Source organism: Massilia atriviolacea (assembly GCF_003953935.1).
GTDB lineage: Bacteria > Pseudomonadota > Gammaproteobacteria > Burkholderiales > Burkholderiaceae_D > Telluria_A > Telluria_A atriviolacea.
The window spans coordinates 20,076-43,755 of record NZ_RXLQ01000008.1; the positions used below are offsets into that span (position 1 = coordinate 20,076).

Annotated in this window: 31 protein-coding genes; 18 read left to right on the forward strand and 13 right to left on the reverse strand. The window is 63.0% G+C overall.

All coding sequences use genetic code 11. From position 1 onward, the window contains the following. Window positions 1-272: 272 nt before the first annotated feature. The 5 genes from EJB06_RS15825 to EJB06_RS15845 all read right to left on the reverse strand — a co-directional run bounded on the left by EJB06_RS15825 (window position 273) and on the right by EJB06_RS15845 (window position 3,800). The gene (locus EJB06_RS15825) at window positions 273-728 is read right to left on the reverse strand and encodes a hypothetical protein (protein WP_126075014.1); all 456 of its coding nucleotides are present in this window, start codon (window positions 726-728) and stop codon (window positions 273-275) included. A gap of 192 nt (window positions 729-920) precedes the next feature. Next, window positions 921-1,343 carry a hypothetical protein gene (locus EJB06_RS15830; RefSeq protein ID WP_126075015.1) on the reverse strand — a complete coding sequence of 141 codons (423 nt, stop codon included), beginning with the start codon at window positions 1,341-1,343 and terminating at the stop codon, window positions 921-923. 104 nt (window positions 1,344-1,447) lie between these two features. Continuing rightward, on the reverse strand, window positions 1,448-1,699 hold the full coding sequence (locus tag EJB06_RS15835) for a DUF7336 domain-containing protein (protein WP_126075016.1): 252 nt from the start codon (window positions 1,697-1,699) through the stop codon (window positions 1,448-1,450). A 474-nt stretch (window positions 1,700-2,173) separates the two neighbouring features. After that, a complete protein-coding gene (locus EJB06_RS15840; protein WP_126075017.1) occupies window positions 2,174-2,740 on the reverse strand; it encodes a gamma-glutamylcyclotransferase in 567 nt (188 codons plus the stop codon). 88 nt (window positions 2,741-2,828) lie between these two features. Continuing rightward, the gene (locus tag EJB06_RS15845; protein ID WP_126075018.1) at window positions 2,829-3,800 is read right to left on the reverse strand and encodes a LysR family transcriptional regulator; all 972 of its coding nucleotides are present in this window, start codon (window positions 3,798-3,800) and stop codon (window positions 2,829-2,831) included. Between the two features lie 88 nt (window positions 3,801-3,888). Between EJB06_RS15845 and EJB06_RS15850 the strand changes: the two genes are divergently transcribed. Genes EJB06_RS15850 through maiA form a run of 3 tightly spaced genes read left to right on the forward strand, consistent with a single transcriptional unit; the run spans window position 3,889 to window position 6,114 of the window. Then, window positions 3,889-4,440: a VOC family protein gene (locus EJB06_RS15850; RefSeq protein ID WP_126075019.1), complete on the forward strand. Its 552-nt coding sequence runs from the start codon at window positions 3,889-3,891 to the stop codon at window positions 4,438-4,440. A gap of 7 nt (window positions 4,441-4,447) precedes the next feature. Beyond that, window positions 4,448-5,473, forward strand: coding sequence for a fumarylacetoacetate hydrolase family protein (locus tag EJB06_RS15855; RefSeq protein WP_126075020.1), 1,026 nt, complete (start codon window positions 4,448-4,450; stop codon window positions 5,471-5,473). Next, complete coding sequence (gene maiA / locus EJB06_RS15860) at window positions 5,470-6,114, forward strand: maleylacetoacetate isomerase (protein ID WP_126075021.1); 645 nt, start codon at window positions 5,470-5,472, stop codon at window positions 6,112-6,114. The genes EJB06_RS15855 and maiA overlap by 4 nt, the downstream gene beginning before the upstream one ends. Before the next feature lie 8 nt (window positions 6,115-6,122). Here maiA and EJB06_RS15865 read toward each other — a convergent pair whose 3' ends face one another. Beyond that, on the reverse strand, window positions 6,123-6,335 hold the full coding sequence (locus EJB06_RS15865; protein ID WP_126075022.1) for a DUF2970 domain-containing protein: 213 nt from the start codon (window positions 6,333-6,335) through the stop codon (window positions 6,123-6,125). Window positions 6,336-6,555: 220 nt separating this feature from the next. Beyond that, window positions 6,556-6,996: a CBS domain-containing protein gene (locus EJB06_RS15870; protein ID WP_198420844.1), complete on the reverse strand. Its 441-nt coding sequence runs from the start codon at window positions 6,994-6,996 to the stop codon at window positions 6,556-6,558. 166 nt (window positions 6,997-7,162) lie between these two features. Here EJB06_RS15870 and EJB06_RS15875 point away from each other — a divergent pair, with 166 nt between their 5' ends. The 15 genes from EJB06_RS15875 (at window position 7,163) to EJB06_RS15945 (ending at window position 17,915) form a co-directional block, all read left to right on the forward strand. After that, on the forward strand, window positions 7,163-7,939 hold the full coding sequence (locus tag EJB06_RS15875; RefSeq protein ID WP_126075023.1) for a uracil-DNA glycosylase family protein: 777 nt from the start codon (window positions 7,163-7,165) through the stop codon (window positions 7,937-7,939). 45 nt (window positions 7,940-7,984) lie between these two features. Next, a complete protein-coding gene (locus tag EJB06_RS15880) occupies window positions 7,985-8,608 on the forward strand; it encodes a hypothetical protein (protein WP_126075024.1) in 624 nt (207 codons plus the stop codon). Window positions 8,609-8,791: 183 nt separating this feature from the next. Further along, window positions 8,792-9,274, forward strand: a complete 483-nt coding sequence (gene iscR, locus EJB06_RS15885) for a Fe-S cluster assembly transcriptional regulator IscR (protein ID WP_126075025.1) — start codon at window positions 8,792-8,794, stop codon at window positions 9,272-9,274. 19 nt (window positions 9,275-9,293) lie between these two features. After that, window positions 9,294-10,550, forward strand: a complete 1,257-nt coding sequence (locus EJB06_RS15890) for an IscS subfamily cysteine desulfurase (RefSeq protein WP_126075026.1) — start codon at window positions 9,294-9,296, stop codon at window positions 10,548-10,550. Window positions 10,551-10,577: 27 nt separating this feature from the next. Beyond that, window positions 10,578-10,967, forward strand: a complete 390-nt coding sequence (gene iscU, locus EJB06_RS15895) for a Fe-S cluster assembly scaffold IscU (protein WP_099876445.1) — start codon at window positions 10,578-10,580, stop codon at window positions 10,965-10,967. Window positions 10,968-11,000: 33 nt separating this feature from the next. Continuing rightward, window positions 11,001-11,324, forward strand: coding sequence for an iron-sulfur cluster assembly protein IscA (gene iscA, locus EJB06_RS15900; protein WP_054263704.1), 324 nt, complete (start codon window positions 11,001-11,003; stop codon window positions 11,322-11,324). A 22-nt stretch (window positions 11,325-11,346) separates the two neighbouring features. Then, window positions 11,347-11,865: a Fe-S protein assembly co-chaperone HscB gene (hscB, locus tag EJB06_RS15905; protein ID WP_126075027.1), complete on the forward strand. Its 519-nt coding sequence runs from the start codon at window positions 11,347-11,349 to the stop codon at window positions 11,863-11,865. Continuing rightward, entirely contained in the window at window positions 11,865-12,326 is a 462-nt protein-coding gene (locus tag EJB06_RS15910; protein ID WP_126075028.1) for a hypothetical protein, read from the forward strand. The genes hscB and EJB06_RS15910 overlap by 1 nt, the downstream gene beginning before the upstream one ends. Further along, entirely contained in the window at window positions 12,323-12,730 is a 408-nt protein-coding gene (locus EJB06_RS15915; RefSeq protein ID WP_126075029.1) for a hypothetical protein, read from the forward strand. Before EJB06_RS15910 ends, EJB06_RS15915 begins: the two co-directional genes overlap by 4 nt. Window positions 12,731-12,732: 2 nt before the next feature. Continuing rightward, window positions 12,733-14,622, forward strand: coding sequence for a Fe-S protein assembly chaperone HscA (gene hscA / locus EJB06_RS15920; protein WP_126075030.1), 1,890 nt, complete (start codon window positions 12,733-12,735; stop codon window positions 14,620-14,622). Window positions 14,623-14,717: 95 nt separating this feature from the next. Beyond that, the gene (fdx, locus tag EJB06_RS15925; protein ID WP_126075031.1) at window positions 14,718-15,059 is read left to right on the forward strand and encodes an ISC system 2Fe-2S type ferredoxin; all 342 of its coding nucleotides are present in this window, start codon (window positions 14,718-14,720) and stop codon (window positions 15,057-15,059) included. 13 nt (window positions 15,060-15,072) lie between these two features. Continuing rightward, entirely contained in the window at window positions 15,073-15,267 is a 195-nt protein-coding gene (gene iscX / locus EJB06_RS15930) for a Fe-S cluster assembly protein IscX (RefSeq protein ID WP_126075032.1), read from the forward strand. Beyond that, window positions 15,254-16,150 carry a class I SAM-dependent methyltransferase gene (locus tag EJB06_RS15935; RefSeq protein WP_126075033.1) on the forward strand — a complete coding sequence of 299 codons (897 nt, stop codon included), beginning with the start codon at window positions 15,254-15,256 and terminating at the stop codon, window positions 16,148-16,150. The genes iscX and EJB06_RS15935 overlap by 14 nt, the downstream gene beginning before the upstream one ends. Further along, on the forward strand, window positions 16,147-17,184 hold the full coding sequence (ltaE, locus tag EJB06_RS15940; protein ID WP_126075034.1) for a low-specificity L-threonine aldolase: 1,038 nt from the start codon (window positions 16,147-16,149) through the stop codon (window positions 17,182-17,184). Before EJB06_RS15935 ends, ltaE begins: the two co-directional genes overlap by 4 nt. Then, window positions 17,181-17,915 carry an rRNA pseudouridine synthase gene (locus EJB06_RS15945; protein WP_126075035.1) on the forward strand — a complete coding sequence of 245 codons (735 nt, stop codon included), beginning with the start codon at window positions 17,181-17,183 and terminating at the stop codon, window positions 17,913-17,915. The genes ltaE and EJB06_RS15945 overlap by 4 nt, the downstream gene beginning before the upstream one ends. A 10-nt stretch (window positions 17,916-17,925) precedes the next feature. On the opposite strand, the gene EJB06_RS15950 is transcribed toward EJB06_RS15945, so the two are convergent. The 6 genes from EJB06_RS15950 to EJB06_RS15975 form a co-directional block, all read right to left on the reverse strand. After that, complete coding sequence (locus tag EJB06_RS15950; RefSeq protein WP_126075036.1) at window positions 17,926-20,517, reverse strand: MXAN_6230/SCO0854 family RING domain-containing protein; 2,592 nt, start codon at window positions 20,515-20,517, stop codon at window positions 17,926-17,928. A gap of 166 nt (window positions 20,518-20,683) precedes the next feature. Then, a complete protein-coding gene (locus EJB06_RS15955) occupies window positions 20,684-20,974 on the reverse strand; it encodes a hypothetical protein (protein ID WP_126075037.1) in 291 nt (96 codons plus the stop codon). 14 nt (window positions 20,975-20,988) lie between these two features. Further along, window positions 20,989-21,528: an RDD family protein gene (locus tag EJB06_RS15960; protein ID WP_126075038.1), complete on the reverse strand. Its 540-nt coding sequence runs from the start codon at window positions 21,526-21,528 to the stop codon at window positions 20,989-20,991. Beyond that, complete coding sequence (locus tag EJB06_RS15965; RefSeq protein WP_126075039.1) at window positions 21,518-22,303, reverse strand: DUF3106 domain-containing protein; 786 nt, start codon at window positions 22,301-22,303, stop codon at window positions 21,518-21,520. Before EJB06_RS15965 ends, EJB06_RS15960 begins: the two co-directional genes overlap by 11 nt. A gap of 14 nt (window positions 22,304-22,317) precedes the next feature. Then, complete coding sequence (locus EJB06_RS15970) at window positions 22,318-22,710, reverse strand: DUF3619 family protein (protein WP_126075040.1); 393 nt, start codon at window positions 22,708-22,710, stop codon at window positions 22,318-22,320. After that, entirely contained in the window at window positions 22,707-23,276 is a 570-nt protein-coding gene (locus EJB06_RS15975; protein WP_126075041.1) for an RNA polymerase sigma factor, read from the reverse strand. The genes EJB06_RS15970 and EJB06_RS15975 overlap by 4 nt, the downstream gene beginning before the upstream one ends. Between the last annotated feature and the right edge of the window lie 404 nt (window positions 23,277-23,680).

The window sequence follows — 23,680 nt, forward strand, 5'->3', positions numbered from 1 at the left end:
TTTAGTAGCGGATAGGACTTTGGGCCCCGATCCTGCATCGCATGCTCAATTGCATGTTGTCCGCCGCATGCTCGGCAAGCCAGTAGCGTACGACCGCTATAACCGTCTTGTAAGCCGTGGTAGTGATACCGGCCGCCTGAGAGGCGGAGATCACACACGCTGCATTTAAATTCAGAAGGCATGCTGAGGCCCAAAGCTAGAAAGCGGAACTACGTGGTCGGCCCGTCCGTAAGTTCCAGGAATGGCACTGCAAATACAAAGACGCGACCTGCTCATCCCAGGCGTTCCTGGACTTCCAGGTCGGGGAATTGTGCGCGAATATCGGTGTCCAAATTTGCGGCAACCGCTGGCGAGAATGTTCCGATCACGACCCATTTGCCTGTTGGGAATCCATTCGCGATTTCGATCACTTTGGGAAAGGCTATTCGAAGGCGACTCTCTGTTGACGCGTCGAGCGGAAGATGAGTTCGAATGGCAACGGTCTCCGACTGCTCCGCCATCCAGTCAAAATCCGATTCGCCGATCCAGCCGACGATGTCGTTATCGTTGGTGAGCGCTGCGCAGCGACCGAGTTGTGAAGCCAATTCGAATTGCGCACGCGTACGAACCTTAAATACGCCATTGTCACAGTTGGGGCAATAGCGAACATCCGTGCTATCAGTGATCGCAAGATCATCCCACCTTTCTCGACAAACGAATGTCAAGTCGCATTTTGCAAATGTCGACATGCTTTACGTCCTTAATGCTAAAACGTCCTGTAAATCTGCGACCCAGCACATTCTTCTGGTGGCGATTTGCACGTACTCGACTGTCCGCTGGTGGCCGGCACCTGCCGATTGTACTCGACGGCGATCCTGCGGCGGCTAGTTCGGCCGCTGCCGCCTCAAAGCCGGCATTGGCTAGACGAAGGGTTCGGGTTTTTACTTGCGCCAGACGTTTAGCCGGCTGATTTGGAAACCAACATATGCCCCTATGTAGTCGGGATCGTACATTGTGATGGGCAGCGGAATTAAACAGCCGCCGCAGTCAGCAAGTGCGGGGCCGGAATCTTCGTCGATCTCCACAATTCGACCTAACGCGCGATAACTCCATACCCCGATTCGATGCAACCGCGTTTCTTGGTCCGGGTTGCCTTCGAATACTGTATGCCAGTCCACATCGAGGTCATCATCGAAGAGACACGAGAATGTGGGCTCGAACCAAGATCCAATCGTGAGATACGGGGTGTCATAGATTCCATACCCTAGGCAATTCATCGCACCTATCTCAACGCCTTTTATCGACAGCAGGGCAAGCCCGCCCTCGTCGTCGTCGATGCCAATCAGGAGGGCTTTGTTCGTCATGTATGGCAGCACATTAAATTGTTGTTGTCCCCGAACGACCGCTCCTGGCCTGATGCAGACGCCACCTGGATTACCGCCAAAGCGATGAAGGGCCAGTAATCGCTCTACGACACTGTGACATAGCCGTCTTGCCAACAGTCTTGATCGAGCTCGTATTCATCGATGTTGAATCCTTCCGGCGATCCACCGTCCTCATGGGCCGTGAAGTGGGGCAAGTTGCAGAACCCTGGCAAACGACGATAGCGCTCAACGGCTGTGACCGCAGCTTCGCGCGTCGAGTAAATTCCAAGCGCTTTCGCACTCTCCTCGCCATCATTCAAAATGTGAAGGTGTTCCAATAAGTAGACGCTTGCCATATCAGTTACCTAAAATGTGTTGCGCAATCTGCGTGCGTTTTTCAGGGCGCAGCCCAACGACAGTCTCGTCACTGAACGCGCCGCGTGCGGACTCGCGAAAAATAGTGGCCGTCTGCTCCTGGCCGACCTCCGCCGTTGGGCTAAGCATAGCATGCTGGCACTATGAAAAAAGATATGCGGATGGTCATAAGTGGCGCTCCCGATCACAGGAAAGGTTCGCTTTGCGGTCGCGCTTTCCATAACGTTACGTAGGGTGGCGCCCAGGTAGCGCGTGCGGCGCCGGCCCGGACCGATGGAATATGGTCGGCCAACTGCAAGCGGGCAGCGGCCGGATTGGGGTTGCGGCGAGCATGCGCCTTCCCGCATCGGGGTTTGACTCCCAGGTCGCACGACACCTTCTGTCTGTCGACCGGGCCGGTGCGCGGTTACCCGTAGCGCTACCAGTTCCGCTGACATGGTTGTCGCTTGTACCGCTTACCCGCGCATGTCGATCAAATGCCGCTCGATCTCGAACACATGGCCGTCTTCCATGCCCAGCTCGCGCAGCGCCTGCGCCAGGTCGATCAGGTAGTCGCGGTTGGCGCCGCTGGGGCCGTGCGAGCGCGCGATTTGGCGGGCGATCTCGATCTCGCTGGCTTCGCCCAGGAAGGCTGCATTGTCTTCGGCCGCAATGTACACCAGACCGAGTTCGCTGCTGCCGTCGTCGAAATGGATGTCGATGGCCAGGCGCAGATAGCCGTTCTTCTCGCGGTGGTCGAGGTGGGCGAACACTTCCGGCGTGATCAGGTAGGCCATGCCGGCGGTGATGGCGCCGGCTTCGGCAACCAGGGTGGCGACGCGCCCGGGCGCCGTTTCCGTGCCGCGGTGATCGTGCGAACCTTGCCAGAAGCGCCGGGTCCAATTGGCAATCGTCGCCGGGCGGCGTTCGATGTACGGAAAATCGGCCTTGAAGATCAGCGAGCCGTAGCCGAACAGCCACACGCGATGGTGGCCGTCGAATCGATCCATGCGCTGGTTGATGGCAACGGTGTTGTGTGACATGGGCGGAATCCCTCGGACGCGAGCCGTCATTATAGGGGCGTGGCACGGTCGGCGCAGCGGCCGGCGCGGGCGCCGCCAGCGGCGCTGTTCATGTGGAGGCGGATTGCGGCAGGGCCTCGCCCGCAGCCTGCGGCGCCTTGTTTCCGCCCGCTACGGGAATGTTCCAGTCGTGCGACTCGACGAACTTGAACAGGAAGGCGATAAAGCTCTCCGCCGCCGGCGAGAGCGAGCGTTTGTCGCGCGTGTACACGAAGAAGCGGCGCGTCAGTTCGGGCTCGTGCAACTGGCGCATGTGCAACTGATGCAGGCGCACCAGCGGCTCCGCATACGGCAGGCACACGGTCACGCCCAGCCCGGCGCTGACCATCGCCAGCGCGGTGGTCATGAAGGTCACTTCATTGACCGGATTGAGCGGCACGTCGCGCAGCGAATGGTGCATGTCGCTCAGCAGGCGCTCGGTGAACTGCCCCTGCAGCGAGATGAAGGGGTGCTCCGCCAGGTCCGACCATGTCACCCGTTCGCTGTGTTCCAGCGCATGCTGTTGCGGAAACACGAGCACGAACGGCATTTCGAACAGCACCGTCGCCTCGATCTGCGCGGTCGGATCGCGCTCCGGCCCGATGCCGCAGTCGACCTCGCCGCTGAATACGCGCGACGTGACGTTCTCGACCGCGCAATCGACCAGGCGCACCTGGATTTCCGGGTACAGTTTGCGGTAGGCGGCTATCACCTGCGGCAACAGGGTGCACGACATCAGTTGCGGCGCCGCGATGCGCACCACGCCTTTTTTCAGGCGCGTCTGGCTGGCGATATCGAGCAATGCGCCGTCGAGGTCGTCGATCATTTTGGAAAACAGGGGCGTCAGCTCGCGGCCGACGTCGGTCAGCGCGATGCGCCGCGTACTGCGGTCGACCACGCGCACGCCCAGGGTCAGTTCCAGCTCCTTGATCAGGCCCGACAGCGCCGCCTGGGTCACGTGCAGATACTCGGCCGCCAGGGTGAAACTCCCTGTTTTGGCGAGCGCGACAAGGGCGCGCATCTGGCGCAAGGTGGGATTCATAGCTTTGTCTGATAAGTCGCATTGAAAATATTGTTTGAATGATAGTTCGTTTTGCACTCTAATAGAAGGATCAACAGGGGAGCACAGCATGAAAATCACCAGGATTCACCACGTAGCCTATCGCTGCAAGGATGCCAAAGAGACAGTCGACTGGTACGTCAAGTACCTCAATATGGACTTCGTGCTGGCCATTGCCGAAGACCAGGTGCCGTCGACCGGCGCGCCCGACCCGTACATGCATGTTTTCCTCGACGCCGGCATGGGCAATGTGCTGGCCTTCTTCGAACTGCCGAGCCAAGCCCCGATGGGCCGCGACGAGAACACCCCGGCCTGGGTCCAGCACCTGGCCATGGAAGTGGGGTCGATGGACGAATTGCTTGCTACCAAGGAGCGCCTCCAGGCGGCTGGTATCGAGGTCATCGGTCCGACCAACCACACCATCTTCAAATCGATCTATTTCTTCGACCCCAACGGTCACCGCCTGGAACTGGCGGTCAACACCGCCACGCCCGAGATGCAGCAAAAGCTCGACGCCGTCAAATGGGACATGCTCAACGAGTGGTCGCAAACCCGCAAGGCCCCGAAACACGCGGCCTGGATGCACGAGAACCCGCGCGCGGACCAACAGGAACAACACTGAGGCACACATGAAACTTGCAACATTGAAAACAGGCGGGCGCGATGGTTCGCTGGTCGTCGTCAGCCGCGACCTGTCGCGCTACCAGAAGGTGCCCAAGATTGCCGCCACCTTGCAATTTGCGCTCGATAACTGGGATGAGGTCGCCGAACGCCTGCAAGGCGTGTATGTCGCGCTCAACGATAACGCCAGCTGGGACGCCCAGCCTTTCGACGAGGCGCTGTGCCACTCGCCATTGCCGCGCGCCTACCAGTGGGCCGACGGTTCGGCTTACATCAATCACGTGGAACTGGTGCGAAAGGCGCGCAACGCCGAGGTGCCGGCATCGTTCTACACCGATCCCCTGATGTACCAGGGCGGCTCGGACTCCTTCATCGGCCCGCGCGACCCGATTTATGCGCTGTCGGAAGAGTGGGGCATCGACCTGGAAGCGGAAGTGGCCGTGATCACCGGCGACGTGCCGATGGGCGCCAGCGTCGAGCGCAGTGCCGCCGCCGTGCGCCTGGTCATGCTGGTCAACGACGTTTCGCTGCGCAACCTGATTCCGAACGAGCTGCTCAAGGGCTTCGGCTTCTTCCAGTCGAAGGCGGCCAGCGCCTTTTCGCCGGTCTGCGTCACGCCGGACGAGCTGGGCGACGCCTGGCAGGACACCAAGCTGCGCCTGCCGCTGAACGTGCAGATCAACGGAAAGCCCTTCGGCAAGCCGAACGCGGGCGACGACATGACCTTCAACTTCGCGCAACTGGTGGCACATGCCGCCAAAACGCGCGAACTGGCGGCCGGCACCATCATCGGCTCCGGCACGGTGTCGAACAAGCAGGGCAACCTGCACGGATCGAGCATCGAGAACGGCGGCGTCGGCTACTGCTGCCTGGCGGAAGTACGCATGTACGAAACCATCGAACATGGCGCACCCAAGACCGCGTTCCTGAAGTTCGGCGACAGCGTGCGCATCGAGATGCTCGACGCCGCCGGGACCAGCATCTTCGGCGCCATCGACCAGACCGTGGCCGTGTACGAGGAGCGCCGGCCATGAAGCTGTACACCTACTTCCGCAGTTCTGCCGCCTACCGGGTGCGCATTGCGCTGAACCTGAAAGGGGTCGGCTACGAGGCGGTGCCTGTGCATCTGCTGCGCAATGGCGGCGAGCAGCGCGCGCCGGAGTACCTCGCCATCAACCCGAGCGGACTGGTGCCGAGCCTGCAGGACAAGGGCACGACCCTGACGCAGTCGATTGCAATCCTGGAATATCTGGAAGAAGTGCATCCGCAGGTGGCCTTGCTGCCGCGCGACGCGCTGGGCCGGGCGCGCGTGCGTTCGCTGGCGCTGATGGTGGCGTGCGACATTCATCCGCTGACCAATCTGCGGGTGTTGCGCCATCTGGTGCATCAGGTCGGTTTGCCGGAAGAAGCCAAGACCGAGTGGTATGTGCATTGGTTACGCGAGGGCATGGCCGCGATCGAAGCGCATCTGGCCCATTCGCCGGACACGGGGCGTTTTTGCCACGGCGACACGCCGACCATGGCGGACTGCTGCCTGGTGCCGCAAGTGTTCAATGCGCGCCGCTTTCATGTGGACCTGGCGCCGTATCCGACCATCGCCCGCATCGACGCCATGTGCGCCGCGCTGCCGGCGTTTGCCGAGGCGCATCCATCGCGCCAGCCCGACGCCGAATAAACGCCTGCTCAGCGGGTGGCGAAGGCCACCACGCTGATCAAGGTGGCGATCAGCAGGGCCACGCCGATCAGGCCGGCCAGAATCACATACACGGGATTGAGCGCCGTCACATCGCGGTCGAAATCGGACTTGCGGCGCAGGCCCACAAAAGACCAGGCGATGGCGGCCAGGGTGGCGAGAAACGACCGTTCGGTGGTCTGGGTGAGGTTCTTGTCGGACATATGGTTCCCCTTTCGATGCTGCGGGCAGGGCAGGCGCCCCGATTCCTCCGAGCATAGCCGCTTCGCTGGGCGCGCAACAGGAGCAGATCGGCGCGCAAGACCATATCAAAAGGCGGGAACCGCGCTGGCGCTGGTGGGGTCGAACAAATACCAAGCTCATCGATGTGCGGCGGACCGCAGGCGCGGCGCGCGGCCTGCCTGCGGCGCGCGCCGTCAGTGCTTACTTCGCTTTTGCGGCGCCGTCCGTCGGCGACGAGATTTCCTGCAGCGCCTGGCCGATGCCGCTCGTTTGCTTGGTCGCCATGTCGCCCAGCGACACGATGCCGACCAGCGAGTGCGACTGCTGGTCCACCACCGGTACGCGGCGGATCTGCACGTCGCCCATCTGGGTCAGCACGTCGTCGACCGACTGGGTCGCGTAGCAGGTGCGCACTTCGGTGCTCATCGCGTCGCCGACGCGGCTCGTTTCCGGCGCCTTGCCGGCGGCGGTGGAGCGCACGGTGATGTCGCGGTCGGTGATCATGCCGACCAGTTTGTCGCCATCGACGACCGGCAGGGAGCCGATATTGAACTCTTTCATGATCTGCGCGGCGCGGTGCACGCTGTCCTCGGGCGAGACGTGTTGAACATCGCGGCTCATGACTTCTTGAATGGTGGGCATCTGTATCTCCAAAGCTAAAAATTGATAAGTTGTTATTTATCCCGATCGGGTTGGCAGCATCATGCACGTTTTCCCGAAAACGGGCCGCGTGGTTGAAATTGCATCATTCGACACGGTGCCGGGCGCCGTGTCGGCTACAATCCTCCCTTTTTGCCGGCAGCTTCCGATGTCCGTTCAAGCCATTCCTCCCGCCATTCTCGACGCCGCCTCGCGTGCCCATCCGTCCTGGCAGCCCATCCTGCGCCAGGGGCTGGAAGCGATCATGCGCGCCGAGCCCTTGTACCTGCCGACCCTGGCTGCCGACAATTACCTGCCGACCGAGCAGCGCCTGTTCGCCGCCTTCGCCTTGCCGCTCGACCAGGTGCGCTACGTGCTGGTGGGCGAGGGCCCGTACCCGCGCCCCGAAAGCGCCACCGGCGTGTGTTTCATGGACGGCGCCGTCGGCAAGCTGTGGAGCGAGAGCGGGCTGTCCAAGCCGGTCAACAAGGCCACCTCGCTGCGCAACTTCATGAAACTGCTGCTGGTGGCCGACGGCCAGCTTCACGCGGGCGCCACCGGCGGCGCCGCGCTGGCGCCGGTGGCGGCCGCCGCCGCGCACAACGGCAGCATCCAGACCCTGGCCGAGCTGCAACAGAACCTGACCCGGCAGGGCTTTCTGCTGCTCAACGCGTCGCTGGTCTTCCGCGCGCACGTGGCCCCGCTCATCGACGCCCGCGCCTGGCTGCCCTTCCTGCAGACCGTGATGGCGGCCCTTGCCGCCCGCGAACACAAGCCCACCCTGGTTTTGTGGGGGAAAATTGCGGAACAACTACAGAAATTGCCAGAAACAAAGAGTTTTCCGCAGCTCAGCTCCGAGCATCCGTATAATTTGTCTTTTATCCAGCACGCTGGCATGCAGGAGCTGTTCGGGCCGATGCAGCTGCTGCGCGCCGCTGGTTCTTGACACGGCAGGGTTTGTTTTCAGCCTTGCCAATATGGAAGGCGCAACATGAACAAACTGAAGCTGGCGATCGGCTTGTTAAGTATGGCGTGCACAGGCCTTGCCAATGCCGCGCAGGAGGACGCGCCCGCGCCCGCGCACGTTGGGCCGGCAGTGCAAGCCGAGCCGGCGGCACCGGTTCGCACCAGGACGCCGAGGGTGGCAACCCGCATGCGCATCATTGACGACGCCCATGTCGACGTGCGTTTTTTTCGCAAGCAGGCCTGCTACAGCGGTACGGGCGTGGTCGCCTCCAAGGCGGGCGGATTGCCCGCTATTTTCCGCCGCAAGAAAGTCGTCTCCATCGGCATTCCGGTGACGCCGGCGGTGGAGGCCATGAAAGAGCGCAGCGGCTTCATGAGCAACGCGTTCTACCGCGAATATGCGCTCGCTCCCGGCGAGCCGGTGGTCATCCAGGCGGGTTACCTGTCGGGCGCTGCGCACATGCCTTACGTCTGTCGCTTTCCCGCAGTCACGTTCGTACCCGACAAGGGTAGCGATTACGAAGTCGAGACGCGCGTGGGCGAGCAAAGTTGTCATTTGCTGGTCGGCAGGATCGTTACATCGGAGGGCAAGGTCAACGTTGTTCCAGTGGCGCTAACCACGACATCCGAGTGCGCGCAGGGCGAATGAGCGTCTTGTCAGGAGAAGTGATGGGTGCCGGCGGCAGTCCGGAAATGGACCTCCCAAGACAAGATGTCCCATCTTTGGTATACTTGACTAATTCGATCAACTAATCCGGTCTTTGATGGCAGTCTGCATCGACCTGCGTTGATTGAAACGAGGCAATATTTTACCACTGTGACCGGGGTTGTGATGCGTCTGACCACAAAAGGCCGTTTTGCTGTAACTGCGATGATCGATCTTGCCCTGCGACAGGGCAAGGGTCCCGTCACGCTGTCGGGCATCAGCCAGCGCCAGGCCATTTCGCTGTCGTATCTGGAGCAATTGTTCGGCAAGCTGCGCCGACACGAGATCGTCGAGTCGATCCGCGGTCCCGGCGGCGGCTACAGCCTGGCCCGCCGTGCCGACAAGGTGACCGTGGCCGACATCATCATCGCCGTCGATGAGCCGCTCGACGCGACCCAGTGCGGCGGCAAGGAAAATTGCCACGGCGCCGACGCGGCCACCGGCACCCGCTGCATGACCCACGAGCTGTGGGCCACGCTCAACGAAAAGATGGTCGACTACCTCGATTCGGTCTCCCTGCAAGACCTGGTCGACCAGCAGAAGCAAAAGAATTGTGAACAAAACGTCGTGCACGTGCACCGTGCCCACGCCGCTGTCGGACAAAATTGAAGCATATTGGAGTGATTTGATGAACGCGCCTTTGGACAAAAACCTCGAGCAGACTTTCGTGACTGCCCCGCATTTCCCGATCTACATGGATTACTCGGCCACCACGCCGATCGATCCGCGCGTCGCGGACAAAATGATTCCCTACCTGCGCGAGCAGTTCGGCAATCCGGCATCGCGCAGCCATATGTACGGCTGGACCGCGGAAGCGGCGGTCGAGGAAGCGCGCGCCCACGTGGCCGCCCTGGTCGGCGCCGATCCGCGCGAGATCATCTGGACTTCCGGCGCGACCGAGAGCAACAACCTGGCGATCAAGGGCGCGGCCCAGTTCTACAAGACCAAGGGCAAGCACATCATCACCGTCAAGACCGAGCACAAGGCCGTGCTCGACACCGTGCGCGAACTCGAGCGCGTCGGTTTCGACGCCACCTACCTCGAACCGCAGGACAACGGCCTGATCACGGTCGCCCAGCTCGAAGCGGCGATCCGTCCGGACACCATCCTCGTGTCGGTCATGCTGGTCAACAACGAGATCGGCGTGATCCAGCCGATCGAGGAACTGGCTGCCCTGTGCCGTTCGAAAGGCATCATTTTCCACTGCGACGCCGCGCAAGCGACCGGCAAGGTGCAGATCGACCTGGCCAACAGCAAGGTCGACCTGATGACCTTTACCGCGCACAAGACCTACGGCCCGAAAGGCATCGGCGCCCTGTACGTGCGCCGCAAGCCGCGCGTGCGCCTCGAAGCGCAGATGCACGGCGGCGGTCACGAGCGCGGCCTGCGCTCGGGCACCCTGGCCACCCACCAGATCGTCGGCATGGGCGAAGCCTTCCGCATCGCCAAGGAAGAGATGGACAGCGAACTGGCGCGCGTGAGCGCCCTGCGCGACCGCCTGGCCAAGGGCCTGCAAGAAATCGAGGAAGTCTATATCAATGGCGACATGGAGCACCGCGTTCCGCACAACCTGAACGTGAGCTTCAACTACGTCGAAGGCGAGTCGCTGATCATGGCGATCAAGGATATCGCCGTCTCGTCCGGCTCGGCCTGCACCTCGGCCAGCCTGGAGCCATCGTATGTGCTGCGCGCCCTGGGCCGCAGCGACGAGCTGGCGCACAGCTCGATCCGCTTTACCATCGGCCGTTTTTCGACCGAAGCCGACATCGACTTCGCAGTCGACCTGCTCAAGTCGAAAGTCCACAAGCTGCGCGAACTGTCGCCGCTGTGGGACATGTTCAAAGAAGGCATCGACATCAGTTCGATCCAATGGGCAGCCCACTAACCGTATTGAATCATCAGGAGTTCTACCATGGCATACTCGGACAAAGTGTTGGACCACTACGAAAATCCACGTAACGTCGGCGCCTTCGACAAGGGCGACGAGACGATCGGCACCGGCATGGTCGGCGCGCCGGCCTGCGGCGACGTGATGAAGCTGCAGATCAAGGTCGGCGCCGATGGCCTGATCGAAGACGCGAAGTTCAAGACCTACGGCTGCGGCTCGGCGATCGCCTCGTCGTCGCTGGTGACCGAATGGGTCAAGGGCAAGACGCTGGACCAGGCGCTGTCGATCAAGAACACCCAGATCGCCGAAGAACTGGCACTGCCGCCGGTCAAGATTCACTGCTCGATCCTGGCGGAAGACGCGATCAAGGCGGCTGTGCTGGACTACAAGACCAAGCATCCGGCCGTCGCCTGAGGTTGATTTACAGTTGTACTCGCGGAGGGAAACATGGCAATCACACTGACCGAAAAAGCAGCCAAGCACATTAACCGCTACATCGAACGTCGCGGCAAGGGTGTCGGCTTGCGTTTTGGCGTGCGCACCACGGGTTGCTCGGGCCTGGCCTACAAGCTCGAATATGTCGATGAAGCGGCGGCCGAAGACAATGTCTTCGAGTCGCACGGCGTGAAGGTCTTTGTCGACCCGAAAAGCCTGCCCTACATCGACGGTACCGAGCTCGACTTCACGCGCGAGGGCTTGAACGAAGGCTTCCGCTTCAACAACCCGCACGTCAAGGACGAGTGCGGTTGCGGCGAGAGCTTCCGTATCTGACCCCGGTCAGGTAGCCGCACCCATGCAGAATCACTTCGACCTCTTCAACCTGCCGCCCCGTTTCTCGCTCGACACGGGCGCCCTCGACGCCGCTTACCGCGACGTCCAGGGCCAGGTGCATCCCGACCGCTTCGTCAACGCCACCGACGCCGAAAAACGCGTCGCCATGCAATGGGCCACGCGCGCCAACGAAGCCTACCAGACCCTCAAAAACCCGCAAAAGCGCGCCCAGTACCTGTGCGAGCAGCACGGCGTCGACCTGCGGACGGAATCGAACACGGCCATGCCGATGGCCTTCCTGATGCAGCAGATGGAGTGGCGCGAGGCGCTCGGCGACGCGCGCGCGGACAAGGACCTCGGCGCGCTGGAAGCGCTCGACGAGCAGGTCAGGCAGGAGCGCAAGGCGCGCCTGGTGCAGATCGGCGAGCAGCTCGACGGCGGCGACTACGAGCAGGCCGCGCAGGGGGTGAGGGCGCTGATGTTTTTGGAAAAATTGACGCAGGAGATAGACGTATTGCTCGAGACGCTTGAGGAAACGTAATGCTCGACTGGGCCGACGGACTGCATTACGCTGTCGAGGCCGTGAAGATACTGGGCGGTTTTGCTTCTTTTTATGCCGTCGTCAAGCTGCGCCAGATTGAACGCAGATACCTGTTCAAGGCGACGATTCCACAAATGGTGGACAATATCCAGAAGACGTTAGATGAGCTCAACGCCTGTATGGGAAAGTCAGGCAACGATCGCTTGCAGGTTGCGCTGGTGCTCAATGTGTTGATCGTCGACGTCAAGAATATCCGGCGCAAGGCGCATGGCGATTCACTGCGCGCGGCCAAGGCCTTGCTGAAGGCGATGAGCGCGACGCGCCCGCGGCGGTTCTTTTGGCAGGCGGATGCACCGCTGGCACCGAAGCGCCAGGCTTTGCTCGATATCTACGGCCTTGGAATGGGCTTGATTCGTTCACTGGAAAATGATCTGAAAGATCAGCGATGGAGCAGCAAATGAGCGACGACAAATTCGATCAGGCGGCGTTCAAGATTTTCCGTATGACCCATGAAGATGAACTGAAGTGGGTGAGCAAACCCTTGCCTCGGACTTTGGCGCCAGGCAGCGATTCACTCTTTCCGGTGTACTTCGAAACGACCTATCAAGGCCGCAGGCTGGGACTGTTTCAGGAGCGAAGCTGGCCTCCATCGCGCGAAGCGCGGATGGCCGGTCTTGACGGAGCCGGGGATGCGTGGCGAACAGCCGCGCGTCTCGTGCTGATAGGAGAACACGACGAGATCATGTTCGTGTTTCCTCCTTCGCGCCAGATCAATGGCTTGCTCGATGCGGTCCGCTACAAAGACGCGAATGTCGGGGAGTTCCTCGATGAATTACTTAAATCTGAACCGGTAGACGTAAAATAACAATGGCACTTTTGCAAATCTCAGAACCCGGCATGTCGACCGCGCCGCACCAGCATCGGCTGGCCATCGGCATCGACCTGGGCACCACCAATTCGCTGGTCGCCACCGTGCGCAGCGGCAGTCCCGAAGTGTTGAGCGACGAAGAAGGCCGTCCGCTCCTGCCGTCCATCGTGCGCTACCTGCCGAACGGCCACGCCAACATCGGCTACAAGGCCCAGGCCCACCAGACCACCGACCCGAAGAATACCATCGTCTCGGTCAAGCGCTTCATGGGGCGCGGCCTGGCCGACATCGCCTACGCCGAAAACCTGCCCTACGATTTCCAGGATTCGCCCGGCATGGTGCAGATCAAGACCATCGCCGGCGTCAAAAGCCCGGTCGAAATCTCGGCCCAGATCCTCGCCACCTTGCGCCAGCGCGCCGAAGACTCGCTCGGCGACGAGCTGGTCGGCGCGGTCATCACCGTGCCCGCCTATTTCGACGACGCCCAGCGCCAGGCCACCAAGGACGCGGCCCAGCTGGCCGGCCTGAACGTGCTGCGCCTCCTGAGCGAGCCGACCGCCGCGGCGATCGCCTACGGCCTCGATCACGGCTCCGAAGGCGTGTACGCCGTCTACGACCTGGGCGGCGGCACCTTCGACATCTCGATCCTCAAGCTGTCCAAGGGCGTGTTCGAAGTGCTCTCCACCGGCGGCGATTCGGCCCTGGGCGGCGACGACTTCGACCACCGCCTGTTCTGCTGGGTGTGCGAACAGGCCAAGCTCTCGCCGCTGTCGGACGAGGACACCGCCACCCTGATGGTCAAGGCGCGCCAGGCCAAGGAACTGTTGTCGACCAATGCCGACACCACCGTCGACGCCATCCTCAACTCCGGCGAGATCGTGCACGTCAAGGTCAGCGCCGAAGTCTTCGCCGACATCACCAGGCACCTGGTCAACAAGACCATGACCGCGATCAAGAAAGCCATGCGCGACGCCTCGGTGTCGGTCGACGATGTCGATGGCGTGGTCATGGTCGGCGGCGCCACCCGCATGCCGCACGTGCGGCGCGCGATCACCGAATTCTTCAAGACCATCCCGCACGCGAACATCGATCCCGACAAAGTGGTCGCCCTGGGCGCCGCGATCCAGGCCAACCTGCTGGCCGGTAACCGCGCCGCCGGCGACGACTGGCTGCTGCTCGATGTGATCCCGCTCTCGCTCGGCATCGAAACCATGGGCGGCCTGGTCGAAAAAATCATCCCGCGCAATTCGACCATTCCATGCGCCCGCGCGCAGGAATTCACCACCTTCAAGGACGGCCAGACCGCGCTGGCGGTGCATGTGCTGCAGGGCGAGCGCGAACTGGTGTCGGACTGCCGTTCGCTGGCGCGCTTCGAGCTGCGCGGCATTCCACCGATGGTGGCGGGCGCCGCGCGCATCCGCATCACCTACCAGGTCGATGCCGACGGCCTGCTGTCGGTATCGGCGCGCGAAACGCGTTCCGGCGTCGAAGCCTCGATCACCGTCAAGCCATCCTACGGCCTGGCCGACGATGAGGTGGCGCGCATGCTGCAGGACTCCTACACCTCGGCTCAGGGCGACATGCTGCGCCGCGCGCTGCGCGAAGAACAGGTTGAGGCCGAACGCATCCTGCTGGCCACGCAATCGGCGCTGGACGGCGACGCCGCGCTGCTCTCGAACGGCGAACGCGCCTCGGTCGACGCCTTGATGGACGGCGTGCGCGCCGCGCTGTCGGCATCGAACGTGGAAGAGGGCGAGATCGCCGCCAGACAGGCCGCCCTGCATGCGGCCGTCGACGCGCTGGCCCACGGCACCGAGGAATTCGCGTCGCGCCGCATGGACCAGAGCGTGCGCAGCGCTTTGGCCGGCAAGACGCTCGACCAGGTTTAGGCAATCGTACAAGCATCGATACAAGCAACAATACAAGCAACAATATAAGCAACAATATAAGCAACAATATAAGCAACACAACCAGGACAATCACCGTGCCACAAATCGTATTCCTTCCCCATCCCGAATTCTGCCCCGAAGGCGCCGTCATCGAGGCGCCGACCGGCAAGTCGGTATGCGACGTCATGCTCGAAAACGATATCGAAATCGAGCACGCCTGCGACCGTGTCTGCGCCTGCACCACCTGCCACGTGCTGGTGCGCGAAGGCTACGCGTCCCTCAACGAGCTCGAAGAGCGCGAAGAAGACCTGCTCGACCGCGCATGGGGCCTGGAGCCCGTCTCGCGCCTGTCGTGCCAGGCGATCGTGGGAACCGAAGACCTGGTGGTCGAGATTCCGAAGTACACGATCAACCATGCGGCCGAAAAGAACCATTGATCGGGAGCCTGCCATGAAATGGAGCGACATCACGGCGATTGCCGAAGCGCTGTTCGACAAATACCCCGAGGTCGATCCGGCCGCGCTGCGTTTCGTCGACCTGCACAACTGGGTCATTGAACTCGACGGCTTCGACGACGACCGCACGCGCGGCGGCGAGAAGGTACTGGAAGCGATACAGGCGGCGTGGATCGATGAAGCGCGCTGACACCGGCGCCGCCAAGGCCAAGCCGGCTGAAACGCTGGCGCCCGAGATCCGTCCGGGCCAATCGATCGCGCTGCTGCAGGAACTGCACATCCTCACGCGCGACGGCAAACTCAATCAGGACAGCCGCCGCAAACTCAAGCAGGTCTACCACCTGTACCAGTTCATCGAGCCGCTGCTCAAGGAAATCCAGGAAGACCACGCCGCCATTTCGCTGGTCGACCATGGCGCCGGCAAATCCTACCTCGGCTTCATCCTGTACGACCTGTTCTTCAAGGGCCTGGACGACGGCTCGCGCATCTACGGCATCGAAACGCGCGAAGAACTGGTGCAGAAGTCGGCCGCGCTGGCCCAGAAGCTGGGTTTTCCCGGCATGTCCTTCCTCAACCTGTCGGTCGCCGAATCGACCCGCTCCGACAAGCTGCCGGCGCAGATCGACATCGTCACCGCGCTCCACGCCTGCAATACGGCCACCGACGACGCCATCGACTTCGCGCTCAAGAAGCGCGCCAGGTTCATGGTGCTGGTGCCGTGCTGCCAGGCCGAAGTGGCCACGGTCCTCAAGAAGAACAAGGGCAAGGACCTGGGCAAGAGCGCGCTGACCGAAATCTGGCGCCATCCGCTGCACACGCGCGAATTCGGCAGCCAGGTGACCAACGTGCTGCGCTGCCTGCAGCTCGAAGCGCACGGCTACCAGGTCAACGTGACGGAGCTGGTGGGCTGGGAGCACTCGATGAAAAATGAGCTGATCATCGCCAGCTACAAGAACCTGCCGCGCAAGCGTCCCACCGAACGCCTGCAGGAAGTCCTCGCCACGCTCGGCCTGGAAGAAATGGGCGAGCGTTTCTATACGCAGCATCTAGCCGAAGCCGAATCGACGACATGAGCCACGCCACCAACTGGATCGACCTGCGCAGCGACACCGTAACCCAGCCCAACGACGCCATGCGCGACGCCATGCACGGCGCGCCCGTGGGCGACGACGTGTACGGCGACGACCCCACCGTCAACCGCCTGCAGGACACGGCCGCCGAGATGTTCGGCTTCGAGGCCGGCCTGTATGCGCCGTCCGGCACGCAGAGCAACCTGATCGCGCTGCTGCTGCACTGCGCGCGCGGCGACGAATACCTGGTCGGGCAGGAAGCGCACACCTACAAGTACGAAGGCGGCGGGGCGGCGGTCCTGGGCAGCATCCAGCCGCAGCCGATCGCCAACCAGCCGGACGGCAGCATCGCACTGGCCGACATCGCGGCCTACATCAAGCCGGACGACATGCACTTTGCGCGCACCCGCGTGCTGGCGCTGGAAAACACCATCGGCGGGCGCGTGCTCGGCGCCGGCTACATGGCTGCGGCGACCTCGCTGGCGCACGAGCGCGGCCTGGCCACGCACCTCGACGGCGCGCGCATCTGCAACGCCGCCGTCAAGCAGGGGATCAGCCTGCGCGCCGCCTGCGCCGGTTTCGACAGCGTTTCGGTGTGCCTGTCCAAGGGCCTGGGCGCGCCGGTCGGCTCGGTCCTGCTCGGGAACAAAGCCTTCGTCGAACAGGGCAAGCGCTGGCGCAAGATGCTCGGCGGCGGCATGCGCCAGGCCGGCATGATCGCCGCGGCCGGCCTGTACGCGCTGGAGCACAACGTGCAGCGCCTGGCCGAGGACCACGCCAACGCGGCCAGTCTGTCGCAAGGGCTGGCGCGGATCGCCCAGCTCAAGGTGGCCACGCCGCAGACCAATATCTTCTACATCGAGGTGCCCCCGGCAGCCTGCGACGCCCTGCGCGCCACGCTGGCGCGCGAGCATATCCGCGCCACCGTCGGCCAGCATACGCGCCTGGTCACGCACCTGAACATCACGGCCGCCGACGTCGACAGAGTCGTCGCCGTCTTCACCGCATTTTTTAAAGACTGGCACCAAGCTTCATGACCGATTCCTCCATCCGCCTCGCCAAGCGCGTCGCCGAAATGATGCCGTGCTCGCGCGCGGAAGCCGAAAAGTACATCGCCGGAGGGTGGATCAGCGTGGACGGCGTCGTGATCGAAGAAGCCGGCGCCCGCGTGGCCGACGAGCAGGAAGTGACGATCCATCCCGACGCCACCCTGGTCGAACTGGCCCCGGTCACCATCCTGTTCCACAAGCCGGCCGGTTACAGCGCCGGCGCCGATGCGGACGCCGAACCTGCGGTCAAGCTGCTGTCGGGCGAGAACCTGCTGCTGGCGGAGCACGGCAAGCAGCGCTTCCTCAAGCGCCACCTGGCAGGCCTGACGTTGACGTCGCCACTGGAGACCAAGGCCAGCGGCCTGGTGGTATTCACCCAGGACTTCCGCGTGGCGCGTAAACTGGTCGACGAAGGTGTGCGCGTCGAGCAGGAATTCGTGGTGGAAGTCAAAGGCGATATCCGCGAAGGCGGCCTGGCGCTGCTCAATCACGGACTCACGTTCAACGGCAAGGAAATCCCGCCGATGAAGGTCAGCTGGCAGAACGAAACGCGCCTGCGTTTCGCCCTCAAGGGCGTCAAGCCCGGCCAGCTGATGCACATGTGCCGCATGGTGGGCCTCTCCATCGTCAGCATCAAGCGCCTGCGCATCGGGCGCGTGCCGATGGCCAGCCTGCCGTCCGGGCAGTGGCGCTACCTGCACGAGTACGAGCGCTTCTGACCCCGCCTTCCTACGAAATCAGGTCGCTGGCGGCGATGGTCGGCGCCGTCGCGCCGGACCTGAGCGCGTAGACGATGCTGTTCGCGGGCAGCGCGATATCGGCGTCGAGCAGGGCGGCAAACAGCGGCGCCGCGCCCAGCGCCGGCGCGCTGTCGGCATCGTCGGGAGCGAATCTGCGCAAACGTCCCAGGAAGCCGGCATTGTCTTCGCCGGCGTGGCGCGACAGCGCCCGCATGCCTCCCGCCTCATCGCGCACGATCACGCGCTGCGCCCGCGCCGCCCCGTGCAGCAGGGCCAGGTGGTACATCGACATGCGGATGCCGCTGGCAAAGTACGCGATCATGGCCGGGCACACGGCGGCGATGTCCGCGTTCGACGTTGCCACGTTATTGAAGGCAAACTCGCCCGAGGTATACAGGTCGAGCCAGTGCAGCCTGTCGTCGCGCAGGTCGAACACCATCGGCAGGAACACCCCGTTGGCGCCTGCCAGGTCGAAGCGCAGCGCCACCGTGCGCGGGTCGAAGTGCTCGCCCTGCACCTCGTCGCGCAGCATCAGGCCGGCGAAGGCGTGTTCGAGGTTCTCGAAGGCCATGCCGGAATAATTGTTCAACACCGCCACCGCATAGCGCACGCCGTTCCGGCGCGCCAGCGCGCAATCGAGGTCGACGAATTCGCTGGCGCCGTTGGGGAAGGGCGCATCCGTCAGGTCGCCGGCGCTGGTGGCGATGACGCTGCCGTCGCGCCCCGTGCAGGTCAGCTGGTAGTACGAACACACACCCAGGTAGTGCCAGTCGTCGTCGTAGAAGGCGACCGACAGATCGAGGTCGGTCGTGTGGCCGTTTTCGGGTTCGCACCAGTGCAGGAACAGGCGGACTTTGTTGGCTGGCGGCACCGCGAGCACCGAGCCGCGCGGCAGCTCGATGGCCGAACGGCTTGCCGTGCGTTCGTTGAAGGGCACGACGATGTCGCCGAGGGCGGCATCGATCAGAAAATCGTCCAGCTGCGGCTTGCCTGAAAAGCGCGCCAGCAGCTCGCGCTCGATCAGGGCGACCGTAGCCTCGATTGTCTGGCGCGCCAGCGGCGGGCGCCGGTCGCGCACCATGAAGCCGGTCGCCACGCTGCCCTTGGGCCAGTAGATGCGCTTCTGCGCTGCGTGCAGGCGCGTGGGGAGCAGGGCGCGCAAGGTCAGCAGGACTGGCGTCGCGCACTGCGCCACGCATTGCGCAAAGGCGTCCAGCACCGCGCCGGCGGCGGCGCTGTCGTCGCCGGCCACGCGCAGGGCATGGTCGAGGCGGCGCGCCAGTTCCCCCGGCCGCTTGCGCAGCAGGGCGACCATGGCGACGGCATCCTTGCGCATGACGGCCTTTTCCAGCCCGGCGTAAAAGGTCTCGAACTGCGGGCCCGGGGTGCCGTCCGGTCCCTTCTTGCGCACCACGCCGAACGCGAACGCCACCTTCGGATAGCGCTTGCGATATTCGTGCGGGTGCAGGAATTCGCCCAGCCAGACCCAGTACGCGCGGTGGCGCAGCATGTCTTCGGTCAGCGAATCCGGATCGAAGCTCTCCAGCAGGGCGAGCAGGGCGCGCCGCAGCGGCCTCCCCAGCCTGGCCATCTTGAAGCGCTTGATGGTCAGCGCAAGCGGCACGCTCGCGCGCCGGTTCCAGTACGATTCCGGCGTGAACAGGGTCTTGAAGCGCGCCATCCCACGCGCCTTCTCGATCGGCACCTCACGGAACACGCGCTGTCCCTGCAGCGACGGATCGGCGCCGGAATAGACCGCAATCAGGCGGATCACGTCCGTCGCCGTGCCGATATGCGCAGCGGCGGCGGCCAGCACGGCGGCCGGCTCGCAGTGCTTGAGCAGGGTGCCGAACAGCAGGGCGATATTTTCGCGCACCGGAATCTGTTCCGGGATCCAGGGCAGCAGGCGCAGGCGATACTCGCCGGCCAGCGCCTTGAAGTCGTCCGTGTCGACCGGCGACATGGCCTGCTTGCGCTCGCACAGGGCGCGCACCAGCACTTGCGCCGCGTCGTCCATGCTGGCGCCGAGGTCCAGCAGTTTGCGTGGTTCCGGCACCGTGCCCACTGCCGGGGCAGGATCGGGAAGGAAGAACGGCGACGCGCGGTCGGCGTGGCGATGGCAGATTGGGCAGGCGCTGTAATTGGCGCCGTCGAAGCAGGCGTCGCACACCACATGCCGGCAAGGCTTGAGCACGTGGGTGGTTCCGGTGCGCCCGCAATGCACGCATGGCTGGCCGGGCGCCTGCATGAAGTGCGACAGGACCCGATCCTGCCAGAGTGCCACGGTATCGGGCGGAGTTCGGTCGGGGAAGCGCCGGAACAGCGGCGTGTGCTGGCGGTGCGCGCCGAGCTGCGCCGCCAGGGTCTTCCAGATGTGCTCCTGGATAGCCAAAAGCGAGGGCAAGTCCAGGGTCTGCAGGCGCGTGCGCAGGCGCTGCGACAGCGCGTAGCCAAGTGTCGCCAGGTCGATATCGAACAGCTGCATGCACGCCTCCGGCTGAAGTTCGGTCCCTTCCTCGGCGAAGACGCTGGACTGGCGGCGCAACAAAAGCGCCCGGGTTTGCTTGAAGTTGATCGACATTGCTGGGTCCCATAACAAAAAAACGGATGCAGGCGCGCGCCTTGATCCGTTTTTGAAAAGGTGAGAAGGGAATCGGTCAGACTGAATCAGGGGTAGAAGGAAGCCCGGCCTGAGCCTTCTCGAACAAATGCTAACCGATTATTAAAGTTTAATCAACACCGACGGTTTATCGCTTCCTTTTATTATTCGAGCGCACATTGCGCGAGAAATAGGAGGGGTCCTTTTTGGCCACCCAGGCGATAAACGCGCGAATATCCTCGTGCTCGCGCAAAGCCTCCCAGGTGTGAAAGGACTTGAACAGTTCATGCTCGGTCAAGGTCGAGTGGATTTTCTGGTGGCAGATCTTGTGGATATCGAACTGCGCGCGCCCCTTGTAGGTCTTGGGGATCAGATGGTGGCGGTCCACATGCCGTGTGCCGAGGGGCCGGCCGCACAGGGGACACAAGGCCTCGCTCATGCCGCCCTCCGTGCTCAGGCCTCGGCCGGTTTGGCTGCCTTGCCGGCCTTGACCGGCTTGGGCAGCGCAATGAGGCGGGTGCCGGCCAGCCGGTCGTGCAGGAACTGGCGGTCCTTGTCGAGAAACACGGTCATGCCCCACAGTACGATGTTGATCGCCAGTGCGCCGGCCACCTGGCTCTTGCCGGTCAGGTGAAAGCGCCAGCAGACGATCAGCGCCGGCAGCACCCAGCCCCAGCCCAGCACATAGCGCAGGGCGGCAGCCTTGAACGGCACGGTGGCATGGCCGACCTTGACCAGCTTGATGCGCCAGGTCTTCATGGCCAGGGTGTGGCCGCTGCCGGTCCAGGAATGGATGAAATAGGCGGCGGAGACGAGCACCAGCACCGCCGTCCCGCCGTATTCCTTGACCGCCTTGACCATGTTCTGGGTGATCAGGAGGAACACGAGCATGCCGAACATGACCACGGCGGTCAGGAGGAACATCTCGTACACCAGGCAGATCAGACGGCGTTTCAGGGTCGGCGTGGCAACCGCGGTCTTACTATTTTGCATTGGATACTGGCGTGGCCTGCACCGGGGCGGCCGGCGCTGTGGTAGGTGGAGCGGTGACGGCCGGCGGCGTGGCCGGCACAGCCAGCGGATAGCCCGCCGACGGGGCGGCGATGCAGCGCGGCACGGCGGCCGGGGCATTGCGGATGGTGCCCGGCGGGCAGCCAGCCGGCGGCGGCTTGCTTGGCGCCAGCGGCTTGACTTGCGTCGCCGGCGGCAGGTTGGTCACCTGCTTCTTGGCGGCGGCAGCGTCAAGTGCCAGCTTTTTCTTTTCTTCTTCGGGCAACTGCTGGTATTTTTCCCATTCGGCCGACTTCTGGCTCTTGTCGATCTTTTTGCTCAGGGTATAGTTTTCGCGGGCCACGCGCCGTTCGTCGGGGGTGAGCCGGGTCCAGTCGCGCATGCGTTCCTGCATCCGCAGTTGCTCGTCGGGCTTCATCGACGAATAGCGGTTGGCGATGTCGAGCCATTTCTGCTTGCGCACGCTCTCCATGCGGTCCCACTCGCCCTTGAGCGGGTCGAGCGCGACTTGCTGGGGCGGCGACAGGTCTTTCCACATGGGCTTGCCGGCAAGCGGCGCCGGTTTGGCGGCGACGGCAGGGGCCGGTTTGGAGATGGGCGCGACCACAGGCGCCGCCGGCTGCCCGGGAACGGCGACGGGCGCCGCCTGCGGAGCACCGGCGGGCGCGGGTGCGGCGCCCTGGGCTGCGGCGATGCCGCTTGCTCCGGCTGTTGTCAACAATGCAAGCGCAAGCGCCAGGGAATGCAGGGACGACATCGCGCGCGTCATCCTTATTGGGCGCGCTGGGCGAGATAGGCGTTGAAACCCTGGTCCAGATAGGCTGTCAGCGGCAACTCGTCGGACAGTACCGCTGCGTCGAGCTCGGCGATTTCTTCGAGGCGCTGCTGTTCTTCGTACTGATAGATGCCGGCCAGGCCAGCCACCAGCGCCATCAGCGGAATGGCCACGCTCATGCGGCCGAGCGAGGAAAACGAGAACAGGGCGCCGATATTGCCGGCCAGCTGGGTTTGCGCGGCCTTGACCGGCGCGTCCGGCTTCTTGCGCGCCATGGCCGCCTTGCGCGCGGCCGCCAGGCGGTCGGTCGTCGCAGCGGGCAGCGCGTCGAGGTGGTCGTTGAGGGCGTGGCGTACCTTGTACGCGAAGTTCAGATCGTCGGTGTTCATAATTTTATTCCCTTGGCTTTCAGCGATTCGGCGAGGGCATGCGTCGCTCGCGAGCAGTGCGTTTTGACACTTCCCTCGGAGCACCCCATCGCTTCGGCTGTTTCAGCCACGTCCATGTCCTGCCAGTAACGCATGAGGAAGGCTTCCCGTTGACGCGCTGGCAGTTTTTGTACTTCGGCATCGATCAGGCTCAGCGTCTGCTGGCGCTCGACCTGGTCCGCGCTCGATTCCGCCGAGGCCGAACCTGGTTCCGCCTCGAACGATTCGAGTATATCAAATTCCCCGTCTTCTCCCTCGCGTTTACCCATGCCCGAGAAGAGGCTGACCCAGGTATTGCGGACCTTTTCGCGGCGGAAGTAATCGAGGATGGTGTTTTGCAAAATGCGCTGGAACAGCATCGGCAATTCGGCAGCCGGCTTGTCTCCGTATTTTTCGGCGAGCTTGATCATCGCGTCCTGCACGATATCGAGCGCAGCTTCATCCTTGCGCACGGCGTACACGGCTTGCTTGAAAGCGCGCCGCTCGACATTCTCAAGAAAATCGGATAACTCTTTGTCTGTGGCCATGCGAACAGGGGTGGGGAGGGAAGCACCGCAGGTACATAGCCCGTGGCATTAGAGAAAACTGAGGCATCCTAGCAAAAAATGGGCCTTTTTGCATGGTATTTACTGCATTTGCCCGCTGCAGCGCCACGAAAGCAGCCGAGCCCGGCCGATTTAACTTGACCGCAATGGTGCAACGCAGTAAGGTATATGACGCTTTGCAACCCCGAAGCTGTATGGTCAAGTCGAGACCGGCACACAAGGCCAACATCGACGTGACGCGCTTTCATATGTAGGCAGTTTGCTCTAACCCGCGCCACAAGCGCGAGAGGTTCGCAGTAATCGCTACAGAAACTCATGCCAAACGAGTTGCGTTTAGCGCCGGTTCGTAACGTATCTATGGGTACGTGAAAGATCGCCGTGACCGC

What these genes read in the sequence shown, in the direction of transcription:
- EJB06_RS15825 (WP_126075014.1), bottom strand. Translation starts at nt 728, where the DNA reads ATGTCGACATTTGCAAAATGCGACTTGACATTCGTTTGTCGAGAAAGG.
- EJB06_RS15830 (WP_126075015.1), bottom strand. Translation starts at nt 1,343, where the DNA reads ATGACGAACAAAGCCCTCCTGATTGGCATCGACGACGACGAGGGCGGG.
- EJB06_RS15835 (WP_126075016.1), bottom strand. Translation starts at nt 1,699, where the DNA reads ATGGCAAGCGTCTACTTATTGGAACACCTTCACATTTTGAATGATGGC.
- EJB06_RS15840 (WP_126075017.1), bottom strand. Translation starts at nt 2,740, where the DNA reads ATGTCACACAACACCGTTGCCATCAACCAGCGCATGGATCGATTCGAC.
- EJB06_RS15845 (WP_126075018.1), bottom strand. Translation starts at nt 3,800, where the DNA reads ATGAATCCCACCTTGCGCCAGATGCGCGCCCTTGTCGCGCTCGCCAAA.
- EJB06_RS15850 (WP_126075019.1), top strand. Translation starts at nt 3,889, where the DNA reads ATGAAAATCACCAGGATTCACCACGTAGCCTATCGCTGCAAGGATGCC.
- EJB06_RS15855 (WP_126075020.1), top strand. Translation starts at nt 4,448, where the DNA reads ATGAAACTTGCAACATTGAAAACAGGCGGGCGCGATGGTTCGCTGGTC.
- maiA (WP_126075021.1), top strand. Translation starts at nt 5,470, where the DNA reads ATGAAGCTGTACACCTACTTCCGCAGTTCTGCCGCCTACCGGGTGCGC.
- EJB06_RS15865 (WP_126075022.1), bottom strand. Translation starts at nt 6,335, where the DNA reads ATGTCCGACAAGAACCTCACCCAGACCACCGAACGGTCGTTTCTCGCC.
- EJB06_RS15870 (WP_198420844.1), bottom strand. Translation starts at nt 6,996, where the DNA reads ATGCCCACCATTCAAGAAGTCATGAGCCGCGATGTTCAACACGTCTCG.
- EJB06_RS15875 (WP_126075023.1), top strand. Translation starts at nt 7,163, where the DNA reads ATGTCCGTTCAAGCCATTCCTCCCGCCATTCTCGACGCCGCCTCGCGT.
- EJB06_RS15880 (WP_126075024.1), top strand. Translation starts at nt 7,985, where the DNA reads ATGAACAAACTGAAGCTGGCGATCGGCTTGTTAAGTATGGCGTGCACA.
- iscR (WP_126075025.1), top strand. Translation starts at nt 8,792, where the DNA reads ATGCGTCTGACCACAAAAGGCCGTTTTGCTGTAACTGCGATGATCGAT.
- EJB06_RS15890 (WP_126075026.1), top strand. Translation starts at nt 9,294, where the DNA reads ATGAACGCGCCTTTGGACAAAAACCTCGAGCAGACTTTCGTGACTGCC.
- iscU (WP_099876445.1), top strand. Translation starts at nt 10,578, where the DNA reads ATGGCATACTCGGACAAAGTGTTGGACCACTACGAAAATCCACGTAAC.
- iscA (WP_054263704.1), top strand. Translation starts at nt 11,001, where the DNA reads ATGGCAATCACACTGACCGAAAAAGCAGCCAAGCACATTAACCGCTAC.
- hscB (WP_126075027.1), top strand. Translation starts at nt 11,347, where the DNA reads ATGCAGAATCACTTCGACCTCTTCAACCTGCCGCCCCGTTTCTCGCTC.
- EJB06_RS15910 (WP_126075028.1), top strand. Translation starts at nt 11,865, where the DNA reads ATGCTCGACTGGGCCGACGGACTGCATTACGCTGTCGAGGCCGTGAAG.
- EJB06_RS15915 (WP_126075029.1), top strand. Translation starts at nt 12,323, where the DNA reads ATGAGCGACGACAAATTCGATCAGGCGGCGTTCAAGATTTTCCGTATG.
- hscA (WP_126075030.1), top strand. Translation starts at nt 12,733, where the DNA reads ATGGCACTTTTGCAAATCTCAGAACCCGGCATGTCGACCGCGCCGCAC.
- iscX (WP_126075032.1), top strand. Translation starts at nt 15,073, where the DNA reads ATGAAATGGAGCGACATCACGGCGATTGCCGAAGCGCTGTTCGACAAA.
- EJB06_RS15935 (WP_126075033.1), top strand. Translation starts at nt 15,254, where the DNA reads ATGAAGCGCGCTGACACCGGCGCCGCCAAGGCCAAGCCGGCTGAAACG.
- ltaE (WP_126075034.1), top strand. Translation starts at nt 16,147, where the DNA reads ATGAGCCACGCCACCAACTGGATCGACCTGCGCAGCGACACCGTAACC.
- EJB06_RS15945 (WP_126075035.1), top strand. Translation starts at nt 17,181, where the DNA reads ATGACCGATTCCTCCATCCGCCTCGCCAAGCGCGTCGCCGAAATGATG.
- EJB06_RS15950 (WP_126075036.1), bottom strand. Translation starts at nt 20,517, where the DNA reads ATGTCGATCAACTTCAAGCAAACCCGGGCGCTTTTGTTGCGCCGCCAG.
- EJB06_RS15955 (WP_126075037.1), bottom strand. Translation starts at nt 20,974, where the DNA reads ATGAGCGAGGCCTTGTGTCCCCTGTGCGGCCGGCCCCTCGGCACACGG.
- EJB06_RS15960 (WP_126075038.1), bottom strand. Translation starts at nt 21,528, where the DNA reads ATGCAAAATAGTAAGACCGCGGTTGCCACGCCGACCCTGAAACGCCGT.
- EJB06_RS15965 (WP_126075039.1), bottom strand. Translation starts at nt 22,303, where the DNA reads ATGTCGTCCCTGCATTCCCTGGCGCTTGCGCTTGCATTGTTGACAACA.
- EJB06_RS15970 (WP_126075040.1), bottom strand. Translation starts at nt 22,710, where the DNA reads ATGAACACCGACGATCTGAACTTCGCGTACAAGGTACGCCACGCCCTC.
- EJB06_RS15975 (WP_126075041.1), bottom strand. Translation starts at nt 23,276, where the DNA reads ATGGCCACAGACAAAGAGTTATCCGATTTTCTTGAGAATGTCGAGCGG.